This window comes from Kitasatospora sp. NPDC049258, from assembly GCF_040678895.1.
In the GTDB taxonomy this organism is placed as follows: Bacteria; Actinomycetota; Actinomycetes; order Streptomycetales; family Streptomycetaceae; genus Kitasatospora.
In genome coordinates this window covers 55,353-63,664 of sequence record NZ_JBFAQT010000036.1, presented here as the reverse complement: position 1 = coordinate 63,664, position 8,312 = coordinate 55,353, and the positions used below count along the sequence as shown (strand labels likewise).

The 8,312-nt window shown below is 69.3% G+C and carries 12 protein-coding genes; 7 read left to right on the top strand and 5 right to left on the bottom strand.

Translation table 11 applies throughout. The features are described 5' to 3' along the window. Positions 1-83: 83 nt before the first annotated feature. The 4 genes from AB0K43_RS24960 to AB0K43_RS24945 form a co-directional block, all read right to left on the bottom strand. Entirely contained in the window at positions 84-485 is a 402-nt protein-coding gene (locus AB0K43_RS24960) for a hypothetical protein (protein ID WP_363643376.1), read from the bottom strand. A 107-nt stretch (positions 486-592) separates the two neighbouring features. After that, positions 593-733, bottom strand: coding sequence for a hypothetical protein (locus AB0K43_RS24955; protein ID WP_363643374.1), 141 nt, complete (start codon positions 731-733; stop codon positions 593-595). A 35-nt stretch (positions 734-768) separates the two neighbouring features. Then, positions 769-1,320 carry a hypothetical protein gene (locus AB0K43_RS24950; protein ID WP_363643372.1) on the bottom strand — a complete coding sequence of 184 codons (552 nt, stop codon included), beginning with the start codon at positions 1,318-1,320 and terminating at the stop codon, positions 769-771. After that, positions 1,272-1,790, bottom strand: a complete 519-nt coding sequence (locus AB0K43_RS24945) for an SMI1/KNR4 family protein (RefSeq protein ID WP_363643370.1) — start codon at positions 1,788-1,790, stop codon at positions 1,272-1,274. Before AB0K43_RS24945 ends, AB0K43_RS24950 begins: the two co-directional genes overlap by 49 nt. A 171-nt stretch (positions 1,791-1,961) precedes the next feature. On the opposite strand from AB0K43_RS24945, the gene AB0K43_RS24940 reads away from it, so the two are divergent. After that, positions 1,962-2,588, top strand: a complete 627-nt coding sequence (locus tag AB0K43_RS24940) for a glyoxalase (protein ID WP_363643368.1) — start codon at positions 1,962-1,964, stop codon at positions 2,586-2,588. Positions 2,589-2,650: 62 nt separating this feature from the next. Here the strand turns inward: AB0K43_RS24940 and AB0K43_RS24935 are convergent, their stop codons facing one another. After that, entirely contained in the window at positions 2,651-3,958 is a 1,308-nt protein-coding gene (locus AB0K43_RS24935) for an IS21 family transposase (protein WP_363643366.1), read from the bottom strand. A gap of 415 nt (positions 3,959-4,373) precedes the next feature. Here AB0K43_RS24935 and AB0K43_RS24930 point away from each other — a divergent pair, with 415 nt between their 5' ends. From AB0K43_RS24930 to AB0K43_RS24905, 6 genes are all read left to right on the top strand, one after another. Continuing rightward, entirely contained in the window at positions 4,374-4,562 is a 189-nt protein-coding gene (locus tag AB0K43_RS24930) for a hypothetical protein (RefSeq protein WP_363643364.1), read from the top strand. Further along, positions 4,547-5,257, top strand: coding sequence for a DUF2637 domain-containing protein (locus tag AB0K43_RS24925; RefSeq protein WP_363643362.1), 711 nt, complete (start codon positions 4,547-4,549; stop codon positions 5,255-5,257). Before AB0K43_RS24930 ends, AB0K43_RS24925 begins: the two co-directional genes overlap by 16 nt. A 451-nt stretch (positions 5,258-5,708) precedes the next feature. Next, the gene (locus AB0K43_RS24920) at positions 5,709-5,993 is read left to right on the top strand and encodes a hypothetical protein (protein WP_363643360.1); all 285 of its coding nucleotides are present in this window, start codon (positions 5,709-5,711) and stop codon (positions 5,991-5,993) included. Continuing rightward, positions 5,975-6,388, top strand: coding sequence for a PIN domain-containing protein (locus AB0K43_RS24915; RefSeq protein WP_363643358.1), 414 nt, complete (start codon positions 5,975-5,977; stop codon positions 6,386-6,388). The genes AB0K43_RS24920 and AB0K43_RS24915 overlap by 19 nt, the downstream gene beginning before the upstream one ends. Positions 6,389-6,784: 396 nt before the next feature. Continuing rightward, complete coding sequence (locus AB0K43_RS24910) at positions 6,785-7,990, top strand: Shedu anti-phage system protein SduA domain-containing protein (protein ID WP_363643356.1); 1,206 nt, start codon at positions 6,785-6,787, stop codon at positions 7,988-7,990. Then, positions 7,987-8,304: a hypothetical protein gene (locus AB0K43_RS24905; protein WP_363643354.1), complete on the top strand. Its 318-nt coding sequence runs from the start codon at positions 7,987-7,989 to the stop codon at positions 8,302-8,304. Before AB0K43_RS24910 ends, AB0K43_RS24905 begins: the two co-directional genes overlap by 4 nt. Positions 8,305-8,312: the final 8 nt, after the last annotated feature.

Below are 8,312 nucleotides of genomic sequence, written 5' to 3'. Positions count from 1 at the left end.
AAAAAATCTTCAACAAAAAACTATCCCCATCCCCACCCTCTACGAACTTCCGTGCCGCCGCCCACTGGCCCGCCGACCGGGGCTCAGGGTGTCCGCAGGTAGCCGCCGCCGCGGCCGTCGACGTGCACCAGGTGGGCGCCGACCCGCACCACCTGGCAGTCCGCCACCCGCCAGACCCCGCACGGGCCCTCGCCGTCCGGCAGCGGCGTCCAGATCTCGCGGAAGGTGGAGCCGTCGGTGTTGGTACCGGTCTCCACCAGGTTCACGCCGTCCTGGGTCAGCACCCCTTCGTCCTCCCCCGGCTCGCCGACGTCGTGCCCAAAGCGCACCCGGGTGCCGTCGTACGAGGTCACACCCGCGAAGCCACGGCTGTCGGCATAGCGGTCGCCCACCTGGAGCCAGACCACATAGCCGTCCTCCCGCAGCGGCCCGCCGTCACGGCTGATCCCGCGCCGCAGCCAGGCACCACGTTCCGGGGCTCGCATCTCGGCCTCCTCCTGGGTCACCGGAGCCCAGGATAGGCCGGTGCACGGGGCGGGGCAGGCTCGCGCGGTGTCCCGGGTCGGCGCCCTGTGCGGCGTGCCCCGACGCGCTACCAGCAGGCGCTGTCGTCCCAGGGCTCGAAGCCGGCGAACTCGACCGGGTCGTCATCCTCGTCCGGTGTGGCCAGCCCGGCGGTGCGCAGAGCGCCGCGCTGCCAGGCCAGCAGAGTGTCGATCAGCCCCTGTTCCAAAGGCTCCCCCTGGTCCGCGTGGCGGGGCCAGACGATCAGGGGCCGGCCGTCGGGGTCGGCGCCCTCGGTGAGCCAGCCGAGGTGGTCGCCGTCGATCGAGTCGGCGAAGGGGAGGAACCCGCCGGGCTCGGGCCAGGCGGTGAGCGGATACCACTGCGGTGCTCGGCCTTGAGCTGCCGGTATGCGTCCGCGGTCGACTCGACGTGCTGGAGGTAGCGTCGCTCGCCGGTGCGCAGCGGGGTGAGGAAGCGCAGCCAGCGGCTCCAGCAGCCGGCGCCGTACAGGTCCATGACGGTCAGGTACTCGCGCGGCAGCTCGGTGCCCAGCTCCTCGAAGAGTCCTGCCCAGGCGCCACCGCCGAGGTAGCGGCGTCCGGGTGGCGGGGAGAGCAGGCGCAGCGCGTCCAGGCCGGTGCCGGTCTCCAGGGCGACCAGGCGCTCGGCGTCGGTGAGCCGGGGGACGGTGGGCGTGGGCGGTGTCCAGGTCCGGACGGTCGGCAGGAAGGCGGTGCGGGCGATGGTGCCGGGGAGCGGGCCGATCAGCGGACCGGGGGCGATGGCAGTGGCCGCTGCGCGCGGACGGTGCACCGCAGATAGTCGCCGAGGGTGAGGTCGTAGCGGTGCCAGGGCCGCAGGCCGCTGCCGGGGATGCCGGCCGAGTGGCTGACCACCACCGTCCACTCGTCGGGGTCGGCGGAGACGGAGGTGTCCCAGAACAGGACATCGCTGCCTCGGGTGCAGCCCCAGGCGAGCAGTCCGCCCGGGTCGGGGTGAACGGCGGGCCGTTCGCGCTCAGGCAGTTCACGGGCCCTGATGCGGGCCTGGCGGTGGGTGCCGCGGAGCCAGGCACCGTAGTCGAAGCGGCCCTCCTGGACGCAGGGGACGTGGATCCACAGGTACTCGCCGAAGTCCAGCGGGCCGTGGGCGTCGGCCAGGTGCTTGTAGTCGTCCGGCAACCGAAGCCCCAGCCACTCCTCGACCGCTTTCCAGTCGACCGAGACCGGCACCGGTGGACGCTGAGAGTGCGGTGCGGTGAATCCGGCCAGGTACGAGCTCACGTGGTCTCCTCCGCGTCGGGCGGCTCAGCTGGACGCCGGTGAGCCTGCGTGCGGCGTCCCGGGAGGCCTCGCCGACATCACCCCGCGCCCCGCCCGCACTCTCGGGAGGGAGCCAGCACCGGTCAGGATTCGAGAAGCACCGACCCCCGGGCCGCGCCTAGCGTGGCGGTCATGACCTCCATCGCATCCGTCACCCTCGACGTGGCCGACCCCACGGCCGCCGACCACTTCTACCGCACCGCCTTCGGTCTGGACACCCAGGTGCGCCTGCGGGGCGCTCAGGCGCCGACGACGGGCTTCCGTGGGTACACCCTCTCGCTCACGGTGTCCCAGCCGGCCACCGTCAACGGCCTCATCGATGCCGCTCTCGACGCCGGTGCCACCTCGCTCAAGCCCGCCGCGAAGTCGCTCTGGGGCTACGGCGGCGTCGTGCGGGCCCCGGACGGGGCGATCTGGAAGGTGGCGACCTCGGCGAAGAAGGACACCGGACCGGCCACCCGGCAGATCGATTCGATCGTGCTCCTGCTGGGAGTCGCGGACGTGGCCGCGAGCAAGCGGTTCTACGTCGACCAGGGCCTCGCCGTGGCGAAGAGCTTCGGCCGCATGTACGTCGAGTTCGCCGCCGGATCGAGCCCCGTCAAGCTGGCGCTGTACCGGCGTCGCGCCCTGGCCAAGGACGCCGGCGTCTCGCCCGACGGCACCGGGTCGCACCGCCTCTCCATCGGCAGCCCGGCCGGCCCCTTCACCGACCCCGACGGCTTCGCCTGGGAGGCGGAAGCACCGGCCCCCACGCCCTGACACGGCCGGCGAGGGCAGGCTGCTGCAGCCACGGACCGCGGGAAACCCCAGGAGCCCGCCACTCACCGGTACTGCTCCCGTCCGTCCCGCTGGGGTGGCACCCGCTCGGTCGCGGTCTCCTGTTCTTCCTGCAGCACGCAGGTGCGCGCGGCAGCGGACTCCCTGCGGAGGACGTCGGCCTCGGCCAGCGCCTCCTGGGAGGGTGGTAGCGGCGTCCTTCTCCGGCAGGGCGGGGCGTCCCTGGACGAGGTCGGGTCCGCCGGCCCATTCGTGGAGCGCCGGTCCAGGACGACTACGGCGCCGCTGCGCTCGTCGACCGTGCACCCGGCTCCTGCTCGGGCCAGTGCGTACCGGGCGATGACGGCTCCGGTGGTGGTGGTGATGGACAGGAAGGGCTGGTCGAGACGACGACGAAGCTCCACCACGGCGCCGGCCAGGTGTCGCGGCACGCCGTAGAAGTTGCCACGGAAGGGCACCGTGCCCTGGTCGGTGACCGTGCGGCGGTCGCAGACCCAGACCGGGTACGGCGCCGAGGGGAGCCCTCGGAGCGTTTCGGTGCCAGGGGCGTCCATCCGGGCCGCGAGCCGGTCAAGACTCTCCTGTGCGGCCTGGAGCGTGGTGTCGTGCGTCAGAGTGCTCCACCAGGTGCGGGTGGCACCGTCGACGCTCTCGCGCGCCGGTGGTTCGTCGTCCGGGCAGAGCCGGACCCTTGCGCCGTAGTACCTCGCCACCTGCCGGAATTGGGGCCTTACCCGGGAGCCCGTGTCGGATTGCACGGCGGACAGCCGGCCGAACCACCAGTACTCCGTGGTTCCGCCCAGTCGTCTCATCACATGCTCCATGGCTTCGACGAGCTGGGGCAGTCCATCGCCTTCCGCCAGGGCCGCGCGCCAGCGCCCGGAGCGGGTGAGTGACCCCAGCAGCACGCGCGCCTGGTTGACGCCGGCCCATCCGGTCGGCGGGCCGGGCAGCTCCAGCCAGTCGAATCGGATGGCGTTGTCGACGCCGTGCGCGTTGCGCGTGCCGCCCGTCGCGCCGGGGCTCTGACATTGCTGGCACGGCGGCCGGACCTGGTGCTTGCGCAGACCGCGGGTGAAGGTCGAGTAGCCACCCGGGTAGCCCAGCTCGACGACTTCGTCGAAGAGAACTGCCGCGGCAAGGTGCGGGTCCTCCGCCAGGCGCAGGCGGCAGTACGGCAGGAACTGCGGAAAAATATCCGGAGCAGGACTTCGAATACCTGGGGTGCGTTCTCCGGCGAGGTGTGATCTCACTGTTTTTCGATCACGCCCGAGATGCCGGGAAATCGCGGAGATGGACCATCCTTGATGCTTGAGACTGAGCGCTTCCATGTACTCTTCCCGGCCGAGCAAGCTACCCCCTTGTGATCAACTTACACCTCGAAGTGGAGTGGATATGCCTAAGGCAAGCCGGAAATATAGCAGAGGAGGTGCATGATCAAGAGGGGGAAACGTTTCTCCCAATTTGTTGATCTTGGGGATTTTCGATGAGCATGACCCTTGCCTGATATGAGCCTACCTGCCGTGGGGAATTTCGCGAAAAACAGCCACCCCCCGCGCCACCCCAGGTAATTTCGGCGAGCATTGCCGGTATCGAATATGGAATGACGCCCGGATGCCGCACTAACCGGCTTGCGCCTCCTCTCGTTGGTCAGCCGTGATCTCACCGTGCCAGCCATACCGCCCCTCACCACCCCCGAACCGGGATCCGGTCGCCAGCGCCGGGAACTGGCTCTTCGTCCCCGACCGCCGGAACGCGGCCGGGGACGTGCGCACCGGCTACCTGTTCCGCAACGGCGAGCGCGTGGTCCTGTCGCACACCTCGCGCCTGTTGGCCGACTTCATGCGCAAGATGCGGCAGCTGGAGAACGACTTCGTCGTACGGCTCGGCGCCCGCCCGTTCTCGGCCGAAGAGCCCGGCCACCTCGCTGGGGACGTGCCGTGTACGACCGCATGAGCGGTCTCCTCCCGCCGTACGCGGATTCCGGCCACGGCGGCTGGTACGGCGAGGGGCTCGCGGACGAGATCGATCTCGCCGCCGGCGATGCGCACCCCTACGGCCCTGCCGCCGAGTCGGCACGCGGATGGGAGGCCGAGGGGGTGTTCATTCCCCAGCCTCGCGCGTCGGTCGATCAACCGACGCTGGTCGGGTCGGGCCCGGCGGGCCCGCCGACTTCTCGGCACCGCCGGCGGCCGCGGAATGCGGCGCCGGCGTGGCCGCGCGTGATCAGTTCGCTGTTCGGCGCACTGACGGCGGTGACGGTCATCGCGGTGTGCGTGCTGGGCTGGATGCTCTCCTACGACCCCTTGCAGGACCTGGCGTTCACGCGGGTCCCGCGCGGGCTCTCGCAGCTGTGGCCGGTGATCATCTACGGGCCGTGGCTGGTGGGTTGCCTCTCCGTACTGCGGGCCGCCCTGCACGGGCGTCAGCCGATCCACTCCTGGGTCGTGGTCATCCTGTTCTCCACCCTCGCGACCGGACTGTGCGTCGCCGATGTCTCCCGGACGGCTCCGAACCTCATCGTCGCGGGCCTGCCCCCGCTGACCGCCGTCATCTCGCTGCACCAGCTCGTGCGCCAGCTCGCCGCCGCCCCGGGCGCACCCCGACCGCCCGGCCGCGGGGCCGCGCACAGACTCTCTCCGCGGCTGTAGCCGGCGGGGAGTCGGCTCGACGCCGGCAGGCAGCCACGGTGTCCCGCGGACCAGCCGCGTCGGGCGAGCCCTCGGTCGAGACCGGGGTTCTCACCGTGGGCCTGCCGGCGGGCGGCCCGCAGGGTCTGGATCGGCCGGGGCAAGGCGGCCGCGGAGGCAACCGGGACCACGGAACGACGAAGGCCCGGACCGCTTTGCAGCGGTCCGGGCCTTCGAGCTGCCATGGCTGGCAGGGGCGGGGATGCGAGGTTCGAACTCGTGAGGGGTTGCCCCCAACACGCTTTCCACTTGTTCGTCCAGCCGTTCGGGGGCACCCGCAGGTATCCCGACCTGCGGCGGAGTGCGTTGCTCGCCGTGCTCCGGACGGGAGTGAATGCAACCAGAACTGCAACCAGGTGAGGCGCGCATCGAGGCCAGAGCGGAATTCCTACTTCTTTGATAATGTGGCTCCATGACTGAGATGCCCTACAGCATCGGCGAGGGACCAGCTACCAGGGTCAGCCTCTCCCTGCCCGAAGGTACGGCCGAGGCCATCCGCCAGCGGGTGGGCAAGCGCGAGTTCTCGGCGTTCATCACAGCGGCCGTCGAGCGGGAGCTGCGCGGTCAGATCCTGGACGAGTACCTGGCTGACTATGAGCGTAGGCAGGGACCGATCTCGCCGGCGGAGCAGGACCGGGCTCGTCAGGTCTTCGACGAGGTGTTCGCCGAGGAGGGCGGATGGCCCGTCGCAAGCTGAGTCACGAGGGCACCTTGGTGCTGGACTCCGAGGGCCTCTCCAAGCTGCTCAGTGATCACGAGCCTGCCGTCGCGCTGGTCGCCGAGGCCCGGAAGCGGGGCATGGAGGTGGTGATCAGTGTTCTGACCATCATCGAAGCCGTGCACAGTCGCACCGATCAGGCGCGTCTGCGGTGGATCCTGTCCGGGCTGCGGATCGTGCAGGTGGGAGATGAGGAGGCCCGAGCGGCTTCCGCGATGCTGATCGCCGCAGGTCTCCATGGCCACAAGTACGCGATCGACGCAGCAGTGGCCGAGATGGCGCTGCGGCAGCAGCGGCCGGTCGTCCTGCTGACTTCGGACATCGACGACATGACAAAGCTCTGCGGTGATCGCGTCCGTCTCGTGGCCGTCTGACGGTAGCCGTTCGACGGTGGGCCGGTGCGGAGGAGACGAGATTCGAACTCGTGAGGGTTTGCCCAGCGCGCTTTCCAATTCTCCTAGGCGCTGTCCGCCGGGGTGCCGTACCGGTTCTGACCTGGGGTGAAGCGGGGTGGTGCCCAGGCTTTGAACGTTGCTGGAGTGCAGTGAATGAGACCGGAACTGAGACCATGGGCCGATCCCGGGACCTGGGCCAACTGGGTCGCGCACGTGGTCATGCAGCTCGACGGCAACATCGTCCTCCACCACCAGAGCAATGCCCGTCATCGCGACGCCCGTGGTTCAGCGGTGCCTGGCAGTCTCCTGGTCGGCAACCCCTGACCAACCAGCTGGCAAGGCTGTGCTGTCAGTACCCGACCCTAGGCTAGCTCGATGGGATTCAGATCCAGCTTCTCGCTCCAGCGCATGGTCGAGGCAGCAAAGGGGCTCACCGAGCACGCGGTCGTCCGGCAGCGAATCGACACGGTGTTGCGCATCATGGGAACGGACCGCACGTACGGCAAGGGCCGGCCGTTGGTGGACGCCCTGAACGATGTGGCCCAAGGAGCCATCCTCTGTGGGGACTTCGGGCTTGCCCAGCGCTTCCAACGGTTCGCCGGCTACGCCGACGGAGAGCTGTTCCTCGAAGTTGTGGAGGGGTACTACGACGAGGACGCTCAGCAGCGTGGTGAGGAATTCCATCGGAGGATGGCCGCTCGTGGCGCCGACCGGGCGGTTGCCGTGCTTGACGTGCTCTGCCGTGACAATCCGGACGCGACTGCCGCGGATGCCCGTGACCTCTTCCGTGGCATTGCCCAGTCCGCCGACCACCTGGGAGTCGAGGCTGGCGAGGGTGGGATCCGGCTGTCCACGCGGGAGGTGAGGCGACTCCAGCAGTACGGCCACCTTGAGCTGGTCCTGCGAAGTCTGCCGCGTCCGGCCTCTGCGGAGTCTGCCCGGTTGCTGGGTGATGTCCTGGCGGATGCCGACACGGGGCTGTTGGCCCAGTTCCTTGAGCTCAAGGCCAGGCGGGCCGGCCTCGCGGCCCTGAGGGCTGCGGTGGACGATCCGGCCAGTTCCGAGAGCGCGCTTCACGCCTGCCTGAAGAATCAGGCGTGGATCTTCGGTGGGGCCTTTGTGGGTGAGCTGGCGCGCCGCCAGTACACCCCGGACACCATCCTGGACATCCCGCTCCTGCGTGCCGATGGTTCCCTGCACGTCGTCGAGCTCAAGCGCGCCAACATCGAGAGCTTGGTCATTCGCCGCAGCGGCCATCTGATGCTGGGCGCGCCACCCCACCGAGCGGTCTCCCAGGCGCAGAACTACCTGCGGACACTGGACGAGAACCGGCGGACCATCCTGGCCGACTACGGAGTCGACAGCCGCAGGGCCTCGGCCACCATTGTGATCGGCCACTCGCGCTATGTGGGAGGGGGTATTGCGCCGAGGGAAGTCGCGGAGACCCTGCGCACCTACAACACGCACGCCACCCGGATAGAAGTGATCACCTACGAGACCCTGCTCGATTCGGCCAGTCGGATGCTTGCGCTGTCATCCGAGCAACAGGACTCGGAAGCGACTGAGGAGCCCGACTCATGACTGACGCCCAGCCCTTGATCGAGCAACTCCTGGCTCGCCTGTGCGGTGGCTCGATCACCGCGAAGGACTACGTGGGCTACTTTCTGAACGAGTACGGCGAGGAACTCGTCTTCGCCCAGCGTCGAGGGGAGAAGACGGCGCGCCTCTGGCACAGCGATGCGGATTGGCAGCTGTTCCGCGTCGGCGACCACTCGATCCGGGTCGGCGAGGTCATGGACGGGATGATCACTGTCAGCGGCCTGATTATCAACCAACCAGAGGCAACCTGGCTGTCTTCCTGCTTGGCGGCCTCTCGCCACCTGCGCCGGCGGTAGCCATGATG

What these genes read in the sequence shown, in the direction of transcription:
- AB0K43_RS24960 (WP_363643376.1), bottom strand. Translation starts at nt 485, where the DNA reads ATGCGAGCCCCGGAACGTGGTGCCTGGCTGCGGCGCGGGATCAGCCGT.
- AB0K43_RS24940 (WP_363643368.1), top strand. Translation starts at nt 1,962, where the DNA reads ATGACCTCCATCGCATCCGTCACCCTCGACGTGGCCGACCCCACGGCC.
- AB0K43_RS24920 (WP_363643360.1), top strand. Translation starts at nt 5,709, where the DNA reads ATGACTGAGATGCCCTACAGCATCGGCGAGGGACCAGCTACCAGGGTC.
- AB0K43_RS24915 (WP_363643358.1), top strand. Translation starts at nt 5,975, where the DNA reads ATGGCCCGTCGCAAGCTGAGTCACGAGGGCACCTTGGTGCTGGACTCC.
- AB0K43_RS24910 (WP_363643356.1), top strand. Translation starts at nt 6,785, where the DNA reads ATGGGATTCAGATCCAGCTTCTCGCTCCAGCGCATGGTCGAGGCAGCA.
- AB0K43_RS24905 (WP_363643354.1), top strand. Translation starts at nt 7,987, where the DNA reads ATGACTGACGCCCAGCCCTTGATCGAGCAACTCCTGGCTCGCCTGTGC.